This is a genomic window from Anaplasma ovis str. Haibei (genome assembly GCF_002214625.1).
Taxonomy (GTDB): Bacteria; Pseudomonadota; Alphaproteobacteria; order Rickettsiales; family Anaplasmataceae; genus Anaplasma; species Anaplasma ovis.
This window is the reverse complement of sequence record NZ_CP015994.1, coordinates 225,619-248,117: the sequence shown is the minus strand read 5'-3', so window position 1 is coordinate 248,117 and position 22,499 is coordinate 225,619. Positions and strand designations below refer to the sequence as shown.

General features: G+C 48.8%; 18 protein-coding genes, 1 tRNA gene and 2 pseudogenes. 7 read left to right on the top strand and 14 right to left on the bottom strand.

Annotated elements, in window-relative coordinates:
- Window positions 1-35: 35 nt before the first annotated feature.
- Window positions 36-1,169 (top strand): DNA-processing protein DprA, encoded by a 1,134-nt coding sequence (gene dprA, locus AOV_RS01100; RefSeq protein WP_117374389.1) that lies wholly within the window; start codon window positions 36-38, stop codon window positions 1,167-1,169.
- 8 nt (window positions 1,170-1,177) lie between these two features.
- Here dprA and AOV_RS01095 read toward each other — a convergent pair whose 3' ends face one another.
- Window positions 1,178-1,693, bottom strand: coding sequence for a DNA mismatch repair MutL family protein (locus AOV_RS01095; RefSeq protein WP_338024201.1), 516 nt, complete (start codon window positions 1,691-1,693; stop codon window positions 1,178-1,180).
- Between the two features lie 107 nt (window positions 1,694-1,800).
- Window positions 1,801-3,057 carry a DNA mismatch repair endonuclease MutL gene (mutL, locus tag AOV_RS01090; RefSeq protein ID WP_117374387.1) on the bottom strand — a complete coding sequence of 419 codons (1,257 nt, stop codon included), beginning with the start codon at window positions 3,055-3,057 and terminating at the stop codon, window positions 1,801-1,803.
- A gap of 218 nt (window positions 3,058-3,275) precedes the next feature.
- Here mutL and AOV_RS01085 point away from each other — a divergent pair, with 218 nt between their 5' ends.
- From AOV_RS01085 to AOV_RS01075, 3 genes are read left to right on the top strand one after another with little or no spacing between them, the layout of a single operon-like run.
- Window positions 3,276-3,941, top strand: coding sequence for a MotA/TolQ/ExbB proton channel family protein (locus AOV_RS01085; protein WP_075138787.1), 666 nt, complete (start codon window positions 3,276-3,278; stop codon window positions 3,939-3,941).
- Complete coding sequence (locus AOV_RS01080; RefSeq protein WP_199463071.1) at window positions 3,931-4,398, top strand: ExbD/TolR family protein; 468 nt, start codon at window positions 3,931-3,933, stop codon at window positions 4,396-4,398. Before AOV_RS01085 ends, AOV_RS01080 begins: the two co-directional genes overlap by 11 nt.
- Window positions 4,370-5,203: a cell envelope integrity TolA family protein gene (locus AOV_RS01075; RefSeq protein ID WP_075138785.1), complete on the top strand. Its 834-nt coding sequence runs from the start codon at window positions 4,370-4,372 to the stop codon at window positions 5,201-5,203. Before AOV_RS01080 ends, AOV_RS01075 begins: the two co-directional genes overlap by 29 nt.
- Window positions 5,204-5,215: 12 nt before the next feature.
- On the opposite strand, the gene AOV_RS01070 is transcribed toward AOV_RS01075, so the two are convergent.
- A complete protein-coding gene (locus tag AOV_RS01070; RefSeq protein ID WP_117374386.1) occupies window positions 5,216-6,616 on the bottom strand; it encodes a sensor histidine kinase in 1,401 nt (466 codons plus the stop codon).
- Window positions 6,617-6,799: 183 nt separating this feature from the next.
- Between AOV_RS01070 and AOV_RS01065 the strand changes: the two genes are divergently transcribed.
- On the top strand, window positions 6,800-7,978 hold the full coding sequence (locus AOV_RS01065) for an aspartate aminotransferase family protein (protein ID WP_075138783.1): 1,179 nt from the start codon (window positions 6,800-6,802) through the stop codon (window positions 7,976-7,978).
- 272 nt (window positions 7,979-8,250) lie between these two features.
- The gene (locus AOV_RS01060; RefSeq protein WP_075138782.1) at window positions 8,251-9,285 is read left to right on the top strand and encodes a hypothetical protein; all 1,035 of its coding nucleotides are present in this window, start codon (window positions 8,251-8,253) and stop codon (window positions 9,283-9,285) included.
- Here AOV_RS01060 and AOV_RS01055 read toward each other — a convergent pair.
- The 4 genes from AOV_RS01055 to AOV_RS01040 form a co-directional block, all read right to left on the bottom strand.
- On the bottom strand, window positions 9,262-11,610 hold the full coding sequence (locus AOV_RS01055; RefSeq protein WP_117374384.1) for a hypothetical protein: 2,349 nt from the start codon (window positions 11,608-11,610) through the stop codon (window positions 9,262-9,264). The genes AOV_RS01060 and AOV_RS01055 overlap by 24 nt on opposite strands.
- A gap of 51 nt (window positions 11,611-11,661) precedes the next feature.
- Window positions 11,662-13,200, bottom strand: coding sequence for a hypothetical protein (locus AOV_RS01050; protein WP_117374383.1), 1,539 nt, complete (start codon window positions 13,198-13,200; stop codon window positions 11,662-11,664).
- A 214-nt stretch (window positions 13,201-13,414) separates the two neighbouring features.
- Window positions 13,415-15,661, bottom strand: a complete 2,247-nt coding sequence (locus AOV_RS01045) for an FtsK/SpoIIIE family DNA translocase (protein ID WP_075138777.1) — start codon at window positions 15,659-15,661, stop codon at window positions 13,415-13,417.
- Window positions 15,662-15,668: 7 nt separating this feature from the next.
- Window positions 15,669-15,947, bottom strand: coding sequence for a YggT family protein (locus tag AOV_RS01040; protein WP_075138776.1), 279 nt, complete (start codon window positions 15,945-15,947; stop codon window positions 15,669-15,671).
- A 196-nt stretch (window positions 15,948-16,143) separates the two neighbouring features.
- Between AOV_RS01040 and AOV_RS01035 the strand changes: the two genes are divergently transcribed.
- On the top strand, window positions 16,144-17,400 hold the full coding sequence (locus AOV_RS01035) for an HlyC/CorC family transporter (RefSeq protein ID WP_075138775.1): 1,257 nt from the start codon (window positions 16,144-16,146) through the stop codon (window positions 17,398-17,400).
- Here the strand turns inward: AOV_RS01035 and AOV_RS01030 are convergent.
- The 7 genes and pseudogenes from AOV_RS01030 to AOV_RS01000 all read right to left on the bottom strand — a co-directional run.
- Window positions 17,321-17,623: pseudogene (locus AOV_RS01030) on the bottom strand (thiamine phosphate synthase); the annotation flags it as partial. The gene AOV_RS01035 and the pseudogene AOV_RS01030 sit on opposite strands and share 80 nt — an antisense overlap.
- Before the next feature lie 12 nt (window positions 17,624-17,635).
- A pseudogene (locus tag AOV_RS01025) lies at window positions 17,636-18,007 on the bottom strand (thiamine phosphate synthase); the annotation flags it as partial.
- A gap of 12 nt (window positions 18,008-18,019) precedes the next feature.
- On the bottom strand, window positions 18,020-19,021 hold the full coding sequence (gene thiE, locus AOV_RS01020; RefSeq protein ID WP_233497189.1) for a thiamine phosphate synthase: 1,002 nt from the start codon (window positions 19,019-19,021) through the stop codon (window positions 18,020-18,022).
- Window positions 19,022-19,194: 173 nt separating this feature from the next.
- Window positions 19,195-20,034 (bottom strand): pyruvate, water dikinase regulatory protein, encoded by an 840-nt coding sequence (locus AOV_RS01015; protein WP_075138772.1) that lies wholly within the window; start codon window positions 20,032-20,034, stop codon window positions 19,195-19,197.
- A 166-nt stretch (window positions 20,035-20,200) separates the two neighbouring features.
- Window positions 20,201-21,040 (bottom strand): oxygen-dependent tRNA uridine(34) hydroxylase TrhO, encoded by an 840-nt coding sequence (gene trhO / locus AOV_RS01010; RefSeq protein WP_075139449.1) that lies wholly within the window; start codon window positions 21,038-21,040, stop codon window positions 20,201-20,203.
- A 169-nt stretch (window positions 21,041-21,209) separates the two neighbouring features.
- The gene (gene fmt, locus AOV_RS01005) at window positions 21,210-22,115 is read right to left on the bottom strand and encodes a methionyl-tRNA formyltransferase (protein WP_075138771.1); all 906 of its coding nucleotides are present in this window, start codon (window positions 22,113-22,115) and stop codon (window positions 21,210-21,212) included.
- Between the two features lie 97 nt (window positions 22,116-22,212).
- Window positions 22,213-22,285 (bottom strand) — tRNA-Ile (locus AOV_RS01000).
- Window positions 22,286-22,499 lie beyond the last annotated feature (214 nt).

Below are 22,499 nucleotides of genomic sequence, written 5' to 3'. Positions count from 1 at the left end.
TATATTAGTTAAGAAAGAAACTTTTACGGGCTTTTTTGGACCTCAGTACCAACACCACTAACACAGCAGTCGTTCACGACCGTCTAGTCGCTTGTATCCGCATTATGCGCACTACAAAAATCGGCCCAATTGCTTTCCAGAAACTCATAAAGTTATATAAAACTCCTGAACTGGCGCTTGATGCACTCGTGAATGGAGAGTTCGGCAATGTGGGGCGCGTATGCCCGGAAAACGATGCGGAAAGGGAAGTCGAGCTATGCCAAAAGTTGGGCGCTAAGATGATAAGTATGTTTGAGCGGGAGTATCCCCAGATGCTGCTGCACATATACGATCCTCCTCCAATCATAACCGTGCTCGGTAATACGGCTTTGCTCAACAGAAACAATAAAATTGCAATGGTAGGAAGTCGCAATGCATCAACGAATGGGAAACGCATTGCGTACGGAATAGCGCTTGACCTATCTAAAGCCGGGTTTGTTACGGTATCTGGTCTGGCGAGGGGAATCGACAGTACGGTGCATAGCGTAGCACTTGAAAAAATGCCTACTGTTGCGGTCACCGCAAGCGGGATTGATGTTGTGTACCCCAAAGATAACCTGCACTTATACCGCACGATAGTGCACAACGGCGGCACAGTTGTGACTGAACTGCCTTTTTCATCGTTACCGAAGGCGAGCTTTTTCCCTCAACGCAATCGCATAATATCGGGCATGGCTTGGGGCACGGTTGTGGTGGAAGCATCTCGCAGATCTGGGTCCCTCATCACAGCAAATTTTGCCTTGTTGCAGGGCCGAGAGGTTTTTGTGGTGCCAGGCTCGGCTTTGGATCCCAGATATTCCGGCAGCAATTATCTTATCAAGCAAGGTGCCACGTTGGTAGAATCCGTAGAAGATATTATACAGGCATTGAACCCCAGTGCGCGTCCAATAGCAGCGAAAAGTCTGCAATGTTACACCCAGAAAGGCGCCACCACAGATGGGGTAGGCTCTGCAGCAATCCGGTGCACAATTCTCCAACAACTGAGTGTTTCTCCTACAGACATTGAAGATCTTGCAGCCTGCACAAAGATTAGCACGAGCACATTACTTGCTGAACTCGTTGAATTAGAGCTACTGAGGAAGGTGCACAGATTTCCCGGTAACAGATTTGCCTTGTCTTTGGAAAACTAGCAATGCCGTCACCTGCGTTCAAATAGCTTATCTATTTCGGATAGGCTAAGCTTGATGTACGTCGGCCGGCCGTGGTTACACTGACCAGAATGCGGGGTATCTTCCATTTGTCTTAGCAAGCTGTTCATCTCTTCCAATTTTAACATCCTGCCACTTCTTATTGAGCTATAGCAGGCAATGGTTCCGCACACGTGCTTTATTCTTTCACTCATGAACAATGCCTCACCCACCTCGACAATGCTCTCCACTATTTTGGCAATCATAGCCTTCACATCAAACACCCCAAGAATTGCAGGAACCTCCCTCACAGCCACAACCATGCTTCCCATAGGCTCTATCACCAACCCGAACTTTAGCAGTTTCTCCCTATACTCACCCAGTAATTCTAATTCGTATTCGTTGTCTAGCTCAACCAACTCAGGCATAAGTAGCACCTGGCGTTTCATTCCCTCATTGGCTGTCACCTTTTTCATGTACTCATAAGTAAGCCTCTCATGCGCTGCGTGTTGATCTATTATGATCACATGGTCCCCAGCCCTCGATACTATGTACCTATCGAAAAGTTGACACACTGCGTTGCCTAGCGGTAATTCTTCTATTAGCGGCACGTTATGAGCCTCTGAGTCATAATTTAGAACTGGACGTGTCGTGCACCTACTGTTGCTGCTTCCCCTGAAAGCAAACAACCCCGCAGTGTCCGCGGAGTTTTCGACGACGTGCTCGAGTCTTGATAGAAGTTCTCCCCCCCCCCCACCTGTTGTACGGAAAGCTTTGAGCTTTCTGTCACACCATAATCGTGTACTTTGCTGTAGGGTGTACGCATAGTTGAGGCGCTATCCACAGCAAAGTGGTCCAATCCTCCCCCAACAGGAATGCGGGGAGGTAGTTCTCTGTACACATTGCTAGACAAAGCAGTCGCCAGCGCATCAACAATCACGCTATACACATGCTTGCGGTTACGAAACCTTACCTCCAGTTTGCTTGGATGCACATTCACATCAACATCACCCGGCAAGATCTCCAGGCACATCACAACCACTGGGTGCCTATCCTTAGGGATAAACTCACTATATGCAGACTTTATCGCGCCCATAAAAAGAGTGCTGTGTACCGGCCTACCGTTCACAAATGTGTAAATCATGTCAGGCCTTGATCGATTAAACGTGGGAACACTAATGTACCCGGTAATGCTTATCGAATCTGAATTGAAACGCACCTCTAGAGATTGCTCCCGGAACGCATCGCCAAAGGGTTTCATCTCCCACAGACGCGACATTAAGTCTCCCCTGGCAGGGTATTTAAAAATCTGCTTGTCAGCTATGGTAAGGGAAAACGCGATACCGAATTTGGCCGTAGCAAACCTGTACATCAGATCAACAATGCTTTGGGTCTCCGCCTTTTCCGTACGCAGGAACTTAAGCCTGGTTGGAGTGGCAAAAAACAAGTCTCTAACCTCGATAGAGGTCCCGCAGGGCAATGCCTCGGGCGATAAATCTCGGGTTTTTTCCCCACCTTCAAGTACTATAGACCATGCCTCGGTACATCCTCTATATTTTGAAACCATTTTGGTCCTGGCAACAGCTGCGATGGAGGTCAGCCCCTCTCCTCTAAACCCCATCGACCTAATGTTGCTGAGGTCATTATCCGGAAGCTTAGATGTGGCATGACAGATAAACGCTCTCTCCATTTCATCTCGGGGTATGCCGCATCCATCATCAATGACGGAAATGAGATTACGTCCCCCCTTATCTATTAGTACATTTATGGTCGTAGCACCCGCATCTATCGAGTTCTCAACAAGTTCTTTTACCACACTAGCGGGGCAATCTATCACCTCCCCGGCAGCAATTTTATTAACAGTCTTAGCATCTAACACAACTATAGGCACGACGTTACCACACACAACCAGCGCAACACCAGGTCATTATAGCGCACAAAAAGAAAACTACTACCCCGTACTAGAGAAAGAAAACAAGGCGCTAGCAGGCCTCATAGCCGCACACTTGCGCGCACAAACAACTCAAAGCAGCAGTGCTTTCTTTTTTTATCATTGACCACAGAAGATTAAAGGTATAGAAATTGGCAGTGGTTCGGTGGTTTTTGTTTATGAAGGATGTAGTCGAATCGTCCATTGATATCCAGAGCAGCTTGTCTATGCTTGGTGCATTTTCTAACGCAGATATTGTGGTGAAGGCCACCATGCTCATATTGGTTGCGTCTTCTGTAATTTCTTGGTCAGTAATTTTGAAGAAGTATTTAGTGCTCAGAAGACAGGCTAGGGAGATCCGGGAGCTCGAGGAGCGTTTCAGCTCCAGAAGAACTTTCACCAACTTAACCGAGATTATAGGTAAAAACACCGGCATCGTATCACAGATATTGAACTACGGAATACAAAACTCCAAGCTAGTCGCGAATAGGCAGTTTGGGCTACACAAATTTGTAAGCGCAGAATTGAGTAGAACCCTAGACAAGCTTGAGGACAACGTAGAGCTTCTGGCAACCATTGGGTCCTCTTCCCCTTTTATAGGGCTATTTGGAACCGTATGGGGAGTTGTAGGCAGTTTACGTTCTATCCCGGCTGGAGCAAGCGTGGGTATTGCGTCTGTTGGCCCAAGCATGGCCGAGGCCCTGTTTGCAACGGCTTTGGGGCTGCTTGTTGCAATACCCGCCAACATATTCTATAACAGGTTCACGGCACTTATCACGAGAATGTCCAATCGTCTAAGCAATTTAGTGTACGAGCTCGAGGCGTTTGCAGATAATGAGGAATAGGTCCGCGTCGCGCAGACTGTCAGGGCAGTGCAGAGAAGTTCGTAGGTTCCGTTCCGAGATAAACATTACACCCTTCGTGGATGTAGTACTCATACTCCTGGTAATATTCGCGGTTTCGCACACAGAAAAGGCCCTGCCATCACTCCTTGTAAACCTTCCTAACGCAAATAGGGCCCTGGGCTTGGACTCCGAGCAATCAGTTGTCTTGACCATTACCAAGAAAGGTACTATATATGTGAACGATAAGCTTTCCAGAGAGGCAAATCTGGAGACTGACCTTATGTCCGTAACCAAAGGCAAGGAGGCCCAGGTGTTCCTGCGTGGTGACGAGGGTGTAAGCTATGGGACGATCATGAGGGTGGTCAACTTATTATCTGGTTACGGCCTCAGGAAGGTGGCTCTGGTTGCTGATAATAGCGTGGTTGCCGATGTTGGGAGCAGTGCAGGCCGCACGTAGTGTGCTTTTAAACAACATTCACGTTGCTTTGTCAGTGCTTCTGCACGTGGCCGCTGGTGGCGCCTACTTCGCAGGCACCTGGGTCATGGAACAAGGCAAGGTGCAGCATGACACGGGAAACGCGGTAATAGTGTTCGGCTCCGTTCCTGTGGCAGAAACAGATAATGTTCGGATGGGCAGGCAGCCCGTAGTCCTTCAAAAAAGAAAAGCCGGGTATAGGCCCACAGAAAAAGCTGAGCGGGTTGTTGTGGAGCCGATAAAGAGGATACCTCCGCCTCCTGGTAGGAAGGCAATGGAAAAAGAGAGGTTGGTTGCGCAGAAGGCCTCCCCTCCAGTGGTGGAACCGCTCCCCGTCGCTGCTGATGCGCAAGATTTCCCAGAAACCGCAGAGGAGGAGCTGTCTGGAATATTGCAGGCAGTACAGAGCGAGGCTAACATTCGGCCTGGCGCGGAAAATGCGGTAGACGCCGGTGAAGCCAGATACGATGAAAAGCACGAGCTCGCAGTGAGGATAGCAAATTCTATCAGGAGTAGGTTTGTTGAGTGCTGGACTGTCCCCGCAGGCGCGAAGGACGTAGAAAATATGGTGGTGAAAATCGGCGTGGTGCTGGCTCCCAGTGGGAAGGTAGTTAGAGCCGGTATAACAGATACTCACTTGTACAACAGTAACCCCTTCTTCCGCGCTGTGGCGGATAGCGCACTCAGGGCAGTGTACAAGTGTAGCCCGCTCACTGGGCTAAGCAGAAGCGACTACAACCTGTGGCACGAGATAGTTCTAACTTTTAACCCCAAACCCGAGCTGTGACCGGACGGTGACCTAAAAGGATTTCCTTGCGCATTCCTGCTTGTGCGGGAACGTTAATGTCACTATGGTACCTAGGTTTGGCTCGCTTTTTATACTGAAAGTTCCGTGCATAAGCTCAACGAGCTTTTTGCTCAAAGGCAACCCCAGCCCCGTGCCCTCATACTTGCGAGAGTGCGTACTGTCCGCCTGCCCGAAGACAGACATCACCTTGTACAAGTCTTGTTGAGCTATACCAATGCCAGTATCGCTAATTTCCACTATGAGTTGCTCGTCCTTGATCTCAGCACACAACTTAACTAGCCCGCCTTCCGGGGTGAACTTCACCGAGTTTGACAGCACATTTATGATAACCTGCTTCATCCTCTTCGGGTCCGCAGTCATAACAACGGTTTCTTCCGGCATTTCCTTCTTGAGCTCCACCTTGGCATCTTTCGCCCGGGGTAGCACCATTGTGAAGGATGAATCTACAATCTTACCTAGGTCAAATTTGACGAACTCTACAGTGAGTTTGTTAGCCTCCGCTTTTGAAAAATCAAGAATGTCGTTTATCAGGCTCAGAAGGTGCACACCCGACTGGTGAATGTCGTTTATATACTCCTTGTATTCCTCGCTACCAATTGGGCCCAGTGACTCTGATTGAATGATTTCAGAAAAGCCGATAATAGAATTGAGAGGGGTGCGCAACTCATGGCTGACGTTGGCCAAAAACTGAGACTTGCTCACACTTTCCCTCTCGGCAGTCTCTTTCTGCTCCTGAAGCTCCAGGTTCGCGTCATACTGGCTACTAAGGAGTCTCGTGCTTTTCCTGTAAAACAGCACAACCAAACACGCGCAGCTTAGTATAGCTACTCCAACGGGTATGATAAACATTCCGTGTGTTCTCCTAAGGGCCTTGGCGAGTTTTCCGTAGTCTTTTATCACCTGCAAAAAAACTTTAGGGCCGTCATCTTGTAACACAACAGGAAACACGGTAAAAATCCGACCATCAGCAGCTGCTCCCCGTAAGACATCGCCATTTGTGAGAGTTGCAAGTTGCGCCTCTGATAAAGACTCGCCGCTAACAGAGCCCTCGACGGAGCCTTCCCCCACGGTGAATATTACGCCGCTAGAACCGTGCAACACCACCGTCACCCCTGTAAGATCTTGCAGTGCTTGTACAAACTCTGCACGCAGTTTTATCATCAAGTTAACATGGTAAGGGTCAGCACTCACATGTGTTGGAATAGTGCGGAGAAAGCCAGTGTATTTGTCCAATATCGTGTGTGATAACATATGGCCTATGTCGGCAATATCCTCTGCCGAAGACATATCTAAAGTGCGTTCTAATACTCTCGCGTGCACGTACCAAGTCGCGCCCGCCAGTAGCACAACGAGTATTACCAAAGATAGATTTTTTAAGTGTCTGATAAGCACGTATCCGCACCCAACCACTAGCTATGGGTGAGGTTAATGGTATAACGCGCTCACATCAACACTTAAATTGCGCACCTTCCTAAACTGTACGTCTGTATAAACTTTAGGTAAGAGTAATCTTATTGACCTACAGAGGACTTTCACGTTATCGTCAGTCGTAGTCGGGAGATTTGAGGGGCAGTTGTGGGTAGTAGTTGTATAATTCCGTTTTACGCACCTTTTGACGTAAGCTTTGCGCGTGGTGAGGGAGTTTATTTGTACGACACGCAGGGTAAGCGGTATATAGACTTCGTGTCTGGGATTGCTACCGTGTCTCTTGGACATTGTCACCCTGCATTGGTCAACGCGCTAGAGACCCAAGGTAGAACCCTCTGGCACGTATCAAACATGTATCGCATAGCCGAGGCTGAGCGGCTCGCAGAAAAATTGGTAAGCTGTAGCTTCGCAGATTTGGCATTTTTTTGCAACTCCGGTGCTGAAGCCGTAGAGTGCGGATTTAAAATCATCAGATCATACCAGAACGGCAAGGGAAGACCGGAAAGATATAAGATACTAACCATGAGGCGCTCTTTTCACGGCAGAACCTATGCTGCCTGCTCGGCGAACGAACCACAGCACTTCATGCGGTTGCTTCACCCATATGTAGACTGGTTCGTCAGCGTTAATCCTGACATAGACTCAGTACGCAGTGAAGTCAGTAAGGGCAACATAGGAGGGGTTTTGGTAGAGCCAGTACAGGGCCAGAGCGGTGTGCATGTACTTGGGGAGGAATTTCTTAAGGGCTTGCGCGGCATATGTGATGAGCATGACGTGCTGTTGTTTTTTGACTGCGTGCAGTGCGGAGCGGGAAGAACCGGCAAGTTCTTCGCGTATGAGCACTTTGACGTGCACCCGGATGTGTGCTCAATTGCAAAAGGCATGGGCGGGGGGTTTCCTATAGGTAGTTGCCTGACTACCAAAAATGCTGGACAGTTCGTTGCCGTGGGTATGCACGGGTCCACCTTTGGTTGTAACCCACTAGCGACAACCGTGGCGTATGCAGCTGTGAGCGAAATTCTCCGCGAAGGTTTCCTTGAAAATGTCCTAAACAATGGAAAATATCTGGTCGGTGAACTCACAAAGTTGTCAGGGAAATTTAGTGGCACCATTGAAGAAGTTAGGGGGCTTGGCCTTATGGTTGGGCTACAGATGAGCAATAAGGTGAACGTCAGGGCCTTTGCTGGCAAGGTTTTGGAACAAGGGTTGCTTCTCTCCACGGCCGACAGCAGCAACGTGCTTCGGATGCTGCCACCACTTATAGTTTCCAAAGGTGAAATCGAAGAGGCCCTGCACATATTTGAGCGCTGCCTCGAGGAGTTATAGAGCAGAGTTACGCAGGAACAAAGTCAGAAGTGTGGCCACTGCCGCAGAGAATCAGACCGTATCGCCACGTGGCTGACAGCAATCCCGCAGGCCGGGCAGGTGTTCGGGTAATCCTGGGTTTATATGTGTTGCGTGAGCAGGTTGTGGTGCCCATCTCACTATGGCGCTTGGTGTAGCGTTAATATGGAAAATCACGTGAATACTTTCGTTGATTCTTTAATCAACTAAGGTTACAATTTTAACGTTGTGTATGTCTTTTCTTGAGGTGTGCTTTGCTTCCCAGTTCAAAACGTGTTAGGCGCCGGCACTCCTCCGCACCGCTTTTGTCAGACCTTCCCGAACCAGAAAGTCAAACCCGTCCTGCGGGGCGCCGTATAGACAAGGTATCGCGGTTTGTTCAAAAAATTGAAGACAAGCGCCAATCGAACAGCACAGATATTTTTCTGATCGCCTCCTTTTCCCTTATGGCAATAGAAGCGCTCTCTTCTTCTTTCACCATGTATTGCCTGGACTATGGTACAGGTGCTCATGTTAAGGCTAAAGTCGCCATAGCGTATTATTCATTATACACTGTGCTTTCCCTTATTCTCCTGGTAAACGCGGTGCTTTCCGCTGTGCGGGCAAGGCAGGCATATAAGAGAAAGGAAATAACCGCTAAACAGCAGTCGGTGCAAATCACCGGAGAGGTTCTGACCATAACATCGGGATTGATGTGGATTACAATATCCTTGGCCTCAATTACTATGGCCCTCTCATCAAGCGTACACATGCAGCTGGTGGCTATGTGCTTAGCCATAATGGCACCCGCAATTGGTGCCATCTCGGCATTCTTGAGGGTCTACGAGGTCTCCTTATCATACAAGAAGGAAAGGCTAGATATGGCCCTCAGGGGAGATTCTGCCTCTGGCTCCATTGCATCTATGTCGAAACACAGAAAGAACTGGTACCGCATCCAATCCGGCTTGTTTTTGACCATTGCACTGTTCGAGTTTGCGCACTTTTTGTGCCATGTATACGAGGCGTACCTACTCCAGGGCAATACGCACCTTCTCTACAACATACAAGACAGAGTGCTTTTGGGGACGCAGGTTTTTCTGGCCTGCGTATTTATCCTCCTTGAAATTGCTAGGGTGCACACAGAAAAAAGCGCAAGTGGATCGGTCCAGCCCGTAATTACAGACAACTTAGAAGATAGAAGCTTGGGTAATAATAATTCTGAAGCTCCAGAATACACCAGCACGGCAACTTTGGTGCGTAGTTGCTCGGCATCTAACGTGTGCGCCTCACCGGTCAGGGCTTTGCACTAGTATCACACCCACCCTAGCAGCGTCCTTAGCAACTATACCAACCACACCAGCCGGGCTAGTTTGAGCCATAAGAGCCTGAGTAGCCGTAGCATGAACAAACTCAGCAGTCTTAGCATCTACAATACCCTGAGCAGCACCCACAGCAGTCTGAGCAGCCACAGTGAAACCCTCAGCAGCATCACCTAGAGCCTTAGCAGTAGCCTCGGCGGCCTCCAGACTAGCAGTAGCAGCCACCACACCAGCCCTACCAGTCTGAGTCAGGACCTCAGCAGCACCTTGACCAGCCTGAGTCACAACATCCTGAGTAGCCTTAGTAACATCTAGAGCACCCTGAGCAGCCTGGGTCCCTACAGCAACAACAGCATCCCCAACCTTAGCCAAACCAGCCATCTCAGCCTGAGCAACTTCTACAACACCCTGAGCAGCGGTAGTCTCCACAGCAGCTACAGCATCAGCAACCTGAGTTATACCACTCTGAGTAGCCTGAGTAACCTCTACAACACCCTTGGCAATCTGACCATAAACAGCACCCCAAGCATCCCCAACCTTCTCAGCAGCGATCTGACCAACCTGAGCAGCAGCTAAAGCCTCCTTAGCCGCAGCAAGTTCAGTCTCCAGAACATCCTTAGTAACATCTAGACCAAACTTAACAGCATCCATCTCAGTCTTGGCAACCTGAGCATAAGCCTCAGCAATCTCCTTAACAGCCTTACCAGCGATCTCAGCCTGAGTAGCACTAGAAAGACCACCCTGACCAACCTGAGTTATAGCACCAACAACCTCACCAACCTTCTTAGCAGCCATCATAACACTCTGAGCAGTCTGACCAGCAGCACCAGTATCCAGCCTCAGCAGCCAATCACCACCAAACTGACCGGCAGCCGCTGCAGCATAAGCAGCGGCCTTCTCAGCACCACCCACACCAATCTGAGCAGCATCCAGAGCACCTAGAGCCTTAGTAACAGCAGCAGCCTCAGCAGCCTTAGCGGCATGCGCAGCCCCAGCCGTACCAACCTTAGCAGCCATCATAGCAGTCTGAGCCTTAACAGCCTGAGCAACCTCACCAGCACCAGCTTGAGCACCCCAAGCCTGAACACCAGCAGCCGCTGCAGCATAAGCAGCGGCCTTCTCAGCACCACCCACACCAATCTGAGCAGCATCCAGAGCACCTAGAGCCTTAGTAACAGCAGCAGCCTCAGCAGCCTTAGCGGCATGCGCAGCCCCAGCCGTACCAACCTTAGCAGCCATCATAGCAGTCTGAGCCTTAACACCAGCGGCCTGAGTAGCAAGCTGGGCAGCAGCAATCTTACCAGCAGCACCAATCTGAGCGGCCGCAAGACCAGCCTTAGCAGCTACAGTGGCAGCCTGAGCATTCAGAGCAGCCTGAGTAATCTGGGCAGCCTCCCTAGCAGCCAGACCAACCGCACCAATAGCAGCCCCACCTACAGCAGCACCTGTTAGCAGTCCCACGATCTCAACACCCTGAGCAGCTTGAGCAACTGTGCTAGCAGCCTGGGCAGCTGCAGTAGTTTGAGCAATTTGAGCAACTTGACCAGCTGCAGCACCTGTGACCATACCACCCTTAGCAAGCTCTATACCAAACGTAGCAGCCTTCTGAGCAGCTTTCTGAGCAGTCTTACGTTTGTACACATAAGCCCCTGCTGCACCCAGAGCACCAACCAGACCAACAGCGGCCAGAGCTCCAGCTACAGGAGCGGCAATCGCTACACCAGCAGCAGCAGCTGTACCAGCAGCAATCACAGCCACAGCTTCAGTCCCAGCAGCAGCCAGAGCTCCAGCCCCAACAGCCAAGCCACCAACCTCAACAGCATTAGCGATCTTAGCACCCTTAGCGATCTTCACACCAACCCTGACACTATCCTTAGCGACCTTGACACCAGCCTTGGCAATCTTACCAGCAGCACCCTCCTTAGTACCCCAAGAAGTACCAGCATCTTCAACAGCAACCTTACCACCCTCAGCAGCCTTAGCAATTTTCCCATAATTTATTTTTCCAGCTATAGGAGTTATAGGAGTAAGAACAGGTTGTAATGATTGTACAGTAACTAATCCTTCTTCCTTTACTTGTATAACTTGCTTACAAGATCTATATAAATCCCTTATAGATACTCCAGTTACTGCTAAATATGCTACTGCAGCTACTGCTGATATAGCACCAGCCACAGCAATAGCTAGACCACCACCAGCCAGAGCAACTGCACATATTACTGCTACTGTGCATAGTAGCTTGCCTATGTTCAGGAGTACCCCAGATACTATATGGAGAATGCTATTAGTGCATATTGAATGCTGCAGCACTGGCATAGAACACACAAGAGGAGAGTGCTAAGTAGAAAAAGACAAGGGGAGCTTGCATTACCTATGTTCAGTGGTACCCTGACACTTTTCCTGTTTTGGTGGCTTAGAAGTACTCTGTTCAGGTTCAACATCTGGAGCAATCTCACCAATCTCAGCAGGTGCATAAGCGAGCTGACCAGCCTTAACAGCATCCTTGATTGCACCAGCTTTACGTCTACACACATAGGCAGCAGCTGCAGCACTGGCATAGAACGCACAAGAGACTACAGCTATAGCAATTACAGGAGCAGCAGCACCAGTACTTACACTAGTCACAGCAACAGCAACACAAACCACAGCCATGACTAGTTTCATAGTTGGGCCACCAACAGGTGGAGCATTAAGCCACTTTATTTTACTAACCTGCTGTGGTTTATAGTTTTCTATGACATCATATTCTGTATTATCCTTCTTACTCCCTGCTACAACAATCTCCTTCATGGATATCACAGGAATCTTAGCATTCTTAGCAGCATCCTTTATGGCACTGGGATCTACCTCAACCATGACCTTGGCAACACCAGAATTGGTAGCAACCTGAGCTACGACCTTACTGGGCCCAATCTCAACAGTACTCCTACAGCAACAACAGGCACAAGTAATCACAGCAACGGTCCCAGCAAAGAGTAGAACACCACCAGCAATTACTGCTCCCGCAGCGACTACAGCCCCCACCAGCAAGCTTACAGCCGTACCAACGATAGCCCCACCAGCAGCACCTGTTAGCAGTCCCAGAATCTCAGCACCCTGAGGACCTAGAGCCCCAGTCACACTAGCCACCTCACCAGCACCGCCCAGAGCCTCAATCAACCCGGCCAACCAACCACCACCAACACTACCCTGAGCAACCTCATGAGTAACCCTGACACTAACCTGACCACCCTTAGCAGCAGCCGCAGCCTTAGCAACCTCCTTAAAAACCTCTAGCGCAGCGGCCCTAGCAGCCTCAGCAGCAGCAGCCTGAGCCTCTAGAGTCTGAGCAGCAGCCTGAGCAACATTCCCAGCCACAGAACCCAGGACCAGACCACCAGCAGCACCTGTTACCAGTCCCAGAATCTCACCACCCTGACCACTGAGAACACCAGCAACCTTGACACCGGCCTTGGCAGTATCCTTAGCGACCCTGACACTATCCTTAGCAACCTTGACACCAGCATCGGCAATCTTACCAGCACCAGCTGTACCCTCAGCAGCACTAGCAATTTTCCCATAATTTATTTTTCCAGCTATAGGAGTTATAGGAGTAAGAACAGGTTGTAATGATTGTACAGTAACTAATCCTTCTTCCTTTACTTGTATAACTTGCTCACAAGATCTATATAAATCCCTTATAGATAATCCAGTTACTGCTAAATATGCTACTGCAGCAACTGCTGATATAGCAACAGCAGCTACAGCCCCCACAGCCATGCCTGCTGGATTTGCAATTGCACATATTACTGCTACTGCACATAGTAGCTTGCCTATATTCAGCAGTACCCCAGATATCGCATGAGCTCTGTTTGCTACTGCGATACGATGTGCAAGTGCTTTTCCTGTTTTTGCGCTGGAACTCAATTTTACTCCTCCCTCCTTGCGGAGATGCTGGCATATGGTTTATGCGTAGCTCTATTACAGCACCAACGGAAGGAGTGCGGAATATGTCTGGGCAACATTCCCCGTGTGGACACCCTGCACGCTGAGGTATATCCCCATTCTTTGTGGATACGTTGGGGCATGACTTGTTGCACTACGGCTTGCACCTACTGGAGATAGCATCGCTAGCTGCAGATCATTCCACGATCTCCCGCTTGCCGAGCTGCCCCGAGGTTATTACCCCTTCTCTCTCCATGCGCTCAACAAGATTTGCTGCCCTGTTATACCCTATTCTTAGCTGCCTCTGTACATAGCTTATAGACGTTTTTCTATCTCGGAGAACTATTTTCACAGCTTTTTCGTATAGGCTGTCATCATAACATCGGAAATCTTCCCCATCTTTTTCTTCACACTCGAGAACTTTAGCAATACCCTCTATGTAATCTGGCCTTCCCTGCATCTTTAAGTGATTTACGACGTCCTGCACTTCATTGTCGCTAACAAATGCGCCATGAACCCGTCTTATTCTCCCCCCAGAGACCATATACAGCATGTCACCCATGCCAAGTAGCTGCTCCGCACCCTGCTCCCCGAGAATTGTCCTGCTGTCTATTTTGGAAGTCACCGAAAAGCTAACTCTGGTAGGGAAATTTGCCTTTATAACACCTGTGATAACATCAACTGAAGGTCTCTGCGTAGCCATTATTATATGTATTCCGGCAGCGCGGGCCATCTGAGACAATCTCTGTATGGATGACTCAATCTCCTTACCGGACACAATCATGAGATCGGCCATTTCATCCACCACGACAACTATGTAAGGAAATTGTACTTTCTCTATAGGCGTCCTCTCAAACACCGGTTCCCCAGTATCCGCGTCGAACCCCGTCTGCAATACCCTTTCAAGCACGGCCCCGCTGTTTATTGCCTCTTTGATTCTCGCATTGTAGCCGGTAACATTCCGCACGCCGACCGCGGACATGAGCCTATAGCGCTCTTCCATTTCTGACACCACCCATTTTAATACGGCCACCGCCTTTTTGGGCTCAGTAACCACAGGGGTAAGTAGATGAGGAATGTTGTCGTATATAGACAGCTCCAATACTTTTGGATCAATCATGATCATCCTACACTGCTCGGGGGTGAGCCGATACAATAGTGATAAAATCATGGTATTGATGCCCACAGATTTACCGGAACCAGTAGTCCCAGCAATCAGTAGGTGCGGCATTTTGGTCAAGTCGGCAACCACCGGTTCCCCGTCTATGCCTTTACCGAGAATTATTGGAAGCTTTAAGTCGGGATCAGCGTAATCCTTGCTTTCTATGAGGCCGCGCAACATCACGATTTCTCTGCGCTGATTGGGAATTTCTATACCCAAAACATTCCTGCCAGGAATCACTGAAATTCTGGTAGATAGCGCGCTCATAGAACGTGCAATATCGTCTGATAACCCTATCACCCTGGAGGATTTAGTTCCAGCAGAAGGTTCAAACTCGTACAGGGTTACCACCGGCCCATGGCGCACATCAATTATTTTACCGTATACACCAAAATCTTTTAGCACCGAATATAGTGCGTCAGTCTCATCGTGAAGATCAGGCGTGTTGTTGTAGTTCACCTCGGATGACGGCACACGCTCCGTCAGTAACTTCACCTTCGGCAGAACAAACACCACAGGCTCTTTTTTCTCTGCCCTCTTTTTTGGCTGCTTCGGAATAGTGGTACGAGCCCGCGTGGTGTTATCCTCAGTATCGGCGCGCGTCTGCAGTGAGGGCCGCGGTTGCTGTTCTACGGCGGCGCGCGGAACCCGCTGCGGAGACGTAGTAAGTTCAGGCACGAATGACGGCAACGTAGGCAACAGCGCCGGATACTCAACCGAATGGGGCATCCCTTCCATCACTAATAAGTCATCGCTGCAATCACCAACGTTGAGCCCACTTATCCGAGATTTAAACTTCGCAAAGAAATCATACAGGGCAACAATAGGCCCCCAACCGACAGAGCCAACTATCCCCACAACAATCAACCCAACCAGCACGGAAGTGGGCAGTGATGTGAGCCTGGACCCTATGAAACCCCCATGGTAGAATTTACTCGTCACGCTGAGAGATAGCTTCGATAGTATACCACCCACCCCGGCGGCAACACTCAGGACACACGGCATGTGTATTTTTCGTACCATGGAGGGTGCACGTTTTGATCTAAAAAGGCCAAGCATCCCGCACAAAGCTCCGGAGAGCCCAAACAACTGCACCACAATATCCCCTACGTATGCACCTGGAACACCCATCAAATTTTGGACGGCGCTATCACTTAACATACCAACCGTGTTCAGTGACGCATCAGATGGATCGTACGTAAGCACAGACAGGGTAATAAATACGGCCGCTAGGGAATGAACAGCAAACCTGCACCAAGTCGCAATACAATCCTTCAGCATGTATTACCTATCCAAAATAGTAGCGCAGGGCGTACCTGAAAAAGCTTATGGCCACCAGGAGAATCAGAGGAGAAAAGTCAAAACCGGAGATACTAGGTATATACCTCCGGAGTACAGAGACCGCGGGGTTTAGTACTCTGGAAAGTGCAGAAAACACCCTATATACGAACTCATTGTACCTGTTAACAATGCCCATAGCGATCAACCACCCCAGCAGCACCCAAGTAATGAGCGCCACATTATATATACTCAGTAATGTATCAACAAGGTAGGCTACTGGGTGCATTAACGAACCTCTCCACTACGCCATGAATCCAACAACAGTTGGCCATTATACAAGAATCATAAACAATAAAAAACCGTAAATATGCCTTCTCATCCGGGGTTTTCCAAGACTACTTGAAAACCACAGAGAAAAATTCATCTTGAAGGATGTACGGTTATTGTGTATAGTCGGCCCGGAATGGGTTTTGTTCCCTGTAGTGTTTCTTGTCTTTATTTTTTTGCTTTTGGTTTCCGCCTTTTTCTCTGCTGCAGAAACCGCGCTGACTTCCGTAAGTGCCTCCGCCATACATAGATTGGTCCTCAGTGGGGACAAAAGAGCGAAAATCGTGGAATCGCTTAGCAAGCAGAAGGAGATGGTTATCAGCGCCATGCTTGTGGGTAATACAATAGTCAACATATCCTCATCCTCGGTCGCAACCGCTATGTTCCTGGGGTTTCTGGGCCCAGAGGGAATTGTGGTATCCACGGTCACTGTCACCCTACTAATTCTGCTGTTTGCAGAGGTTCTCCCAAAAACGTACGCTATTCACAACCCTGAGAAGATATCCCTACGTACCGCCAGACTCGTAGCCTGTTGTTCGTTCGTCCTTTCGCCATTGTGTTCGCTCATCACGCGTATTGTCAATTACACACTGGGCGTGCTTGGAGTACAAGGACAAAGAGAAATAGTTTCGGCGGCAGAGGCTATGCGAAGCTTGATATTAATGCACGGAAGCAGTGGCACCATGTTAAAGCAGGACCTAGACATGCTGAGCAGCGTGTTAGACCTTGCGGAAACTGAGATATCACAGGTGATGACTCACAGAAAGAATTTGTTCGCACTAAATATAGATGAAGACGTAGACGTTCTGGTCAAGCAAATTCTACAAAGTAGCCATAGCAGGATCCCAATGTGGCAGAAGAGTGAAGAGTCAATAGTTGGTGTTGTGCATGTTAGGGATGTAACAGATTTGGTGCGAGAGAAAAGCAACAACGTCACTAAGGAGGACATTTGCAGAATAATGACCAAGCCTTGGTTTATACCCGATACAACATCTCTTAGTGTTCAGCTGCACAATTTCCGCAAGAAGCGCAGGCACCTGGCCCTAGTTGTTGATGAGTATGGTACCTTACAGGGAGCTGTAACGTTAGAGGATATTGTGGAGGAGATAGTGGGAGATATCTCTGACGAGCACGATGTCGTACCTGAGAGTTTCATAACAGCCATTAGCAATAGTGAGTACTACATCAGCGGCGAGGCACCGATTAGGGACGTCAACAGAGAATTGGGTTGGAATTTACCCGAAGAGGCATCCACACTGGCCGGTCTCATCTTACATGAAGTAGAGCGAATACCGGAAGAGAACGAGGACTTTCAGTTGCACGGATTCTCATTCAAAATTCTAAAAAAGAGCGGGAACATAATATCGTTGATTGGCATAAGCATACCGTTGGATGGCTCGGAAGAGGCCTAACAGGAAGCCCTGAACATTGCACCCACTGCCTGAGTAGTTGTAACCCCTGAGGTTTAAACCTCATATCTTTTGAAGTAGTATGAAATACTGGCCCAAGGGCTATGTAGGAAGGGCGAAAAAAGCATGCGCGTGCAAGTTCATGATAACAATGCGTGCTTAAGCCTAACTTCATCTCGGATTTTATAATACTTTCTAGGTCTGCAGTTTGAATATCTTCCTGGCCTAGGTGTACGCCCTATTGGTCCCCGAAGGCCCGCTGAAGGCCCAGCACAGCAGCTTCCGGATCTTCAGCTCCGGTAACAGCTGAAATCACAGCCACACCTGATACGCCAAGACCCACAACAGAACCTATATTGGACGCATCTATACCACCAATACCTACCACAGGAAGCCCTGAACATTGCACCCACTGCCTGAGTAGTTGTAACCCCTGAGGTTTAAACCTCATATCTTTTGAAGTAGTATGAAATACTGGCCCAAGGGCTATGTAGGAAGGGCGAAAAAAGCATGCGCGTGCAAGTTCATGATAACAATGCGTGCTTAAGCCTAACTTCATCTCGGATTTTATAATACTTTCTAGGTCTGCAGTTTGAATATCTTCCTGGCCTAGGTGTACGCCCTATTGGTCCCCGAAGGCCCGCTGAAGGCCCAGCACAGCAGCTTCCGGATCTTCAGCTCCGGTAACAGCTGAAATCACAGCCACACCTGATACGCCAAGACCCACAACAGAACCTATATTGGACGCATCTATACCACCAATACCTACCACAGGAAGCCCTGAACATTGCACCCACTGCCTGAGTAGTTGTAACCCCTGAGGTTTAAACCTCATATCTTTTGAAGTAGTATGAAATACTGGCCCAAGGGCTATGTAGGAAGGGCGAAAAAAGCATGCGCGTGCAAGTTCATGATAACAATGCGTGCTTAAGCCTAACTTCATCTCGGATTTTATAATACTTTCTAGGTCTGCAGTTTGAATATCTTCCTGGCCTAGGTGTACGCCGTGTGCCCCATATTCTATGGCAAGGTCCCAACGGTCGTTCACAATCAGCTGCACTCCGTTGTCTTTTGATAGCTGGACACAGCGCTGGATCATTCTACCAACCTCGCGCATTGGTAATCCTTTTGCCCTCAGTTGTATGGTTTTCACGCCACAGCGCATGGCACGCTCAAACCAGGTATCGTCAGGTACAATAAGATACAAACCTATGTTCTCCATCCCATCAAACCCATGCACAATGTCTTGCCGATCAAACCCGCTTGCAATCCTAGTAAAGTACTCACCATTGATGTCATACAAGTCCCAATCCGCAAGTGAGTTGCCAGACATGATCGCGCTAGCTAGCATTCTGGCCAGTACAATACAATCAAGCAGTGCGTCTTTCATATCCTTGCACTTTGTCGTGCCTAGCGCATGATTTACCACGTACCTGTGGGAGCGGGCCAAGGTATCACAGTCAGTGGGCCCGGAGCATTTGTATATGAGTTTTATTTCCTCATGCCCATTAAAGTAATAATCTGCGTAAACGCCGTCAGCATATTCCGCATTCACCGCGTAAACGTCCTCCTTACTACTCAAGTGGGTATCACGCACGGCTTCCGCAACCGCGCAGCTAGCCATGCTGTTTCCACACATCAGATGCATTTTTACACCGATAAAGGTTTGCCTGAGATTTTGTCCATTACCCTCGGTGGATGTCGCTATATAAGATTACAGGCGCACCACCCGAAGCTAGCCGGGGGATTTATGCTTTCTCCCTGTTCACAACAACCGTATAGTCATCACGCGCACGGCTAGTAGATCGCTTCCCCAATTTGGTTATTCTTCTTATTAAAAAACTGTATGATTGTAGCCGCAATTTCTTCAACAGATTTTTGGGTCACATCTATTGTGGGCCACCTGTTCTTCGCACATATTTTCTTCATCTCATTAATCTCCTCAACAACTTGCTCGTAGCTCACATAGTTACAATTTTCCTGGTGCTTCATCGAGATCAGCCTATTCCGGCGAATTTGTATTAACCTGTCAGCGTCAATGGTTAGTCCAACAACGAGCTTGTCCGCAATCATGGCCGGGTCTACTGGCAATTGAACGGAACATACCAAAGGAATGTTTACAACCCTATATCCACGATATGCAAGGTATATACTAGTGGGAGATTTGGAAGTTCTAGACACGCCTACTATGATTATATCAGCCTGGTCTATATCCCATAAATTTTGGCCATCATCGTGGGAAATTGTGTAGTTTATTGCATCGATGCGGTTAAAATACTCATCACCAAGCTTGTGCGGATGCGCGTTTGGGTCCTTCGTAACCTGAAGGTAGCAGGAAATCTCTCTTATAACATGCGCAAGAACCGGTATACAGCGAACGCCCTGCGCTATCGCTTTTTCTTTTAAGTACTTTCTCAAATTATCATCAACCATGGTATACATTATTAGGTTATACCTTTCGGGGTTGATATTTAGCATAACCCTATCCACCTGGCGCTTGCTGCCAATTAGTGACCATACAAACTCGTTGACTTCCAAAGACTTGAAGTGTTCCACAGCAGACCTCGCCACGGCAACCACGGTTTCACACGTGGAATCAGAGACAAGATGCAAATCTAAAGCAGCCTTACTACGCATAGCAGAGTGAGAGAGTACTTACCCAGGGTAACACAAACCCCAAACGCCAGCAAGAGCAGATACTGCATCTGCACGTACAGCAAGAAAACCCTGGCGTATGGCCAGATGGAGGGTGTGCAAACAACCGCTGCAAGACCGGCAGGAACTTCGCTACTTAGCCCACACACTACAGAGCGGCACAACCACAACCCACCTCGCATTTGCAGCCCCCACACATGATGTTCCCCTTTGAGACAGAGCGGATGTCGCCGGCATCTACCTTACCCGCACACTTGACACATTTTATATCCTCACTGGGCACTATGTTGCGATCGACGGCTATTCTATCATCGAAAACAAAGCACTCTCCCTCCCATAGGTTGCTATCACCGCGCACAGTTTTAAGGTAATTCAATATACCACCTCTAAGGTGATAAACGTTCTGGAAGCCCAAACTCCGCATAAAGGCAGTAGACTTCTCGCATCTTATGCCCCCAGTGCAGTACATGGCGACGCTAATGTCTTTTTTCTTATCTAGTGCCCAGCTCCTTGCCCATTCGGGAAATTCTCTGAACGAAGAAGTATCCGGGTCTATCGCACCTTTGAACCTACCGAATCTGACCTCGTAGTTGTTTCTGGTGTCAATCATGTGTACATCGGGCGAGGACACAAACTCATCCCAATCACAAGGGTCGATGTATTCCCCTCTAACTGAACAGTCAAACCCATCAATACCCAGGCGCACCACCTCACTCTTCAGCCGCACTTTCATCTTGGCAAATGGCTCTCTATCGGAACAGCTCTCATGATATTTCATGCCATGCAGCCGGTCATCTGAGTCTAAAAAAGAGAAAAATTCCTCTATAGATCGGCGGCTTCCTGCTATGGTTGCATTGATGCCCTGTTCGGCTAGGATTACAGTTCCCTTTATGCCGTGTGACAAGCAAAACTCTGAAATCACAGGCTTCATGTCATAGTAATTGTGCAGGTGGACAAAGCGGTAAAATGCCGCAATAACGTAACCCATAGCCACGGATATAACACTCGTTAATGGCCCATGCTATTTCAGAAAGGCAAAATTGTCAATTTCCTAGCCCCTTATGACTCATACCCACTTAACTTACGCATGGTTAAGAACTACGCCCTCCGTGTAGTATGGCCATCGAAAAAGGTGCCGCACAGGCCAATACACTGAGTTACCGCTGCAACATGTTGGACACACAGCCACGAAACCCTCGTAGGAAGCTGCGTATGTCACATGGCTTTTTTGATTCCGGTTGCACAATCTTTGGCGCTAGAACAGTGTTATTTCCACATTGTATATGCAACTCATCGTTTACTACATCACCGATCTGCGCTCCAGCGAGTTCGTAGCTATCGGCTTCCAGGAGTTTGATTCGCTTGCTATCTAAAAAGAAAAACATCCTCGGGTAAAATGCCCTAACCTGCCGACATATATAATCTGCAGCATCGTTGAAATTCACGCAGAATTCTGAGGGCTTCGCGGCGTAGGTAGCCTCGGCATCATCCTGGCTGATGGGCTGAATGGTATCTAGATTATCTAACACTTCAAGGAGCATTCTACCACCCATGGTTGATAGCCTTTCGCTCAGCGTGACGATATTCTCCCGGCCACCTATGGGCGTGCTTTCCTGCAAGAAGATATTTCCGGCATCCAATCGCTCATTTAACTGCATTATGGTAACCCCAGTCACCGCGTCTCCGGACAATATTGCGTGCTGCATTGGCGCTGCACCTCTCCACCTGGGCAGCAGGGAAGGATGGACGTTTATGCACCCAAAGCGGGGAACTTCAAGCATCCACCGCGGTAGGATCATCCCGTAGGAGGCCACAACTATTGCATCAGGCACGTACTTTTCAATTATGCCTCGTTCGCTATCAGAGCCAAGCGACGCGGGAGACCTAACAGGAATGTTATGCTCATCTGCGCAGGTGTGCACCGGTGTTTTCGTCAACACATGCCCTCTACCCGCGGGTTTTGGAGCTTTAGTATAAACAGCTAAGACTTCGTGTTGAGAACTTATAAGAAATTCAAGAGTCGGCACAGAAAACTCCGAAGATCCCATGAAAATTACTTTCACAACACCTCCGCAACTAAGACAAGACACGCAACCCCGGACCACAGCCCAATAGAAGAAGATGTACCCACAACAAAAGCGAGCAATGTTTGTGAGGGCGTGGGGCCGGCAGGATTTGAACCTGCGGCCAACTCGTTATGAGCGAGCTGCTCTAACCCCTGAGCTACAGCCCCATCACTAGCCCATTGTACGACACTGCACACAAATTACAATGGGTATTCCACTGCTCCAGTAGGACCAAAACACCGGTCAACGAACTTAGGACCGCGCGCACAAAGGCACTATCTAGGCTTGCGCTACGAACGCCACTAACCACTAAACCAATGCACAAAGGCCCGTGCACTGGCGCTCGCCAACCAAAGCCAACACAACGGCTTACGATTTGCA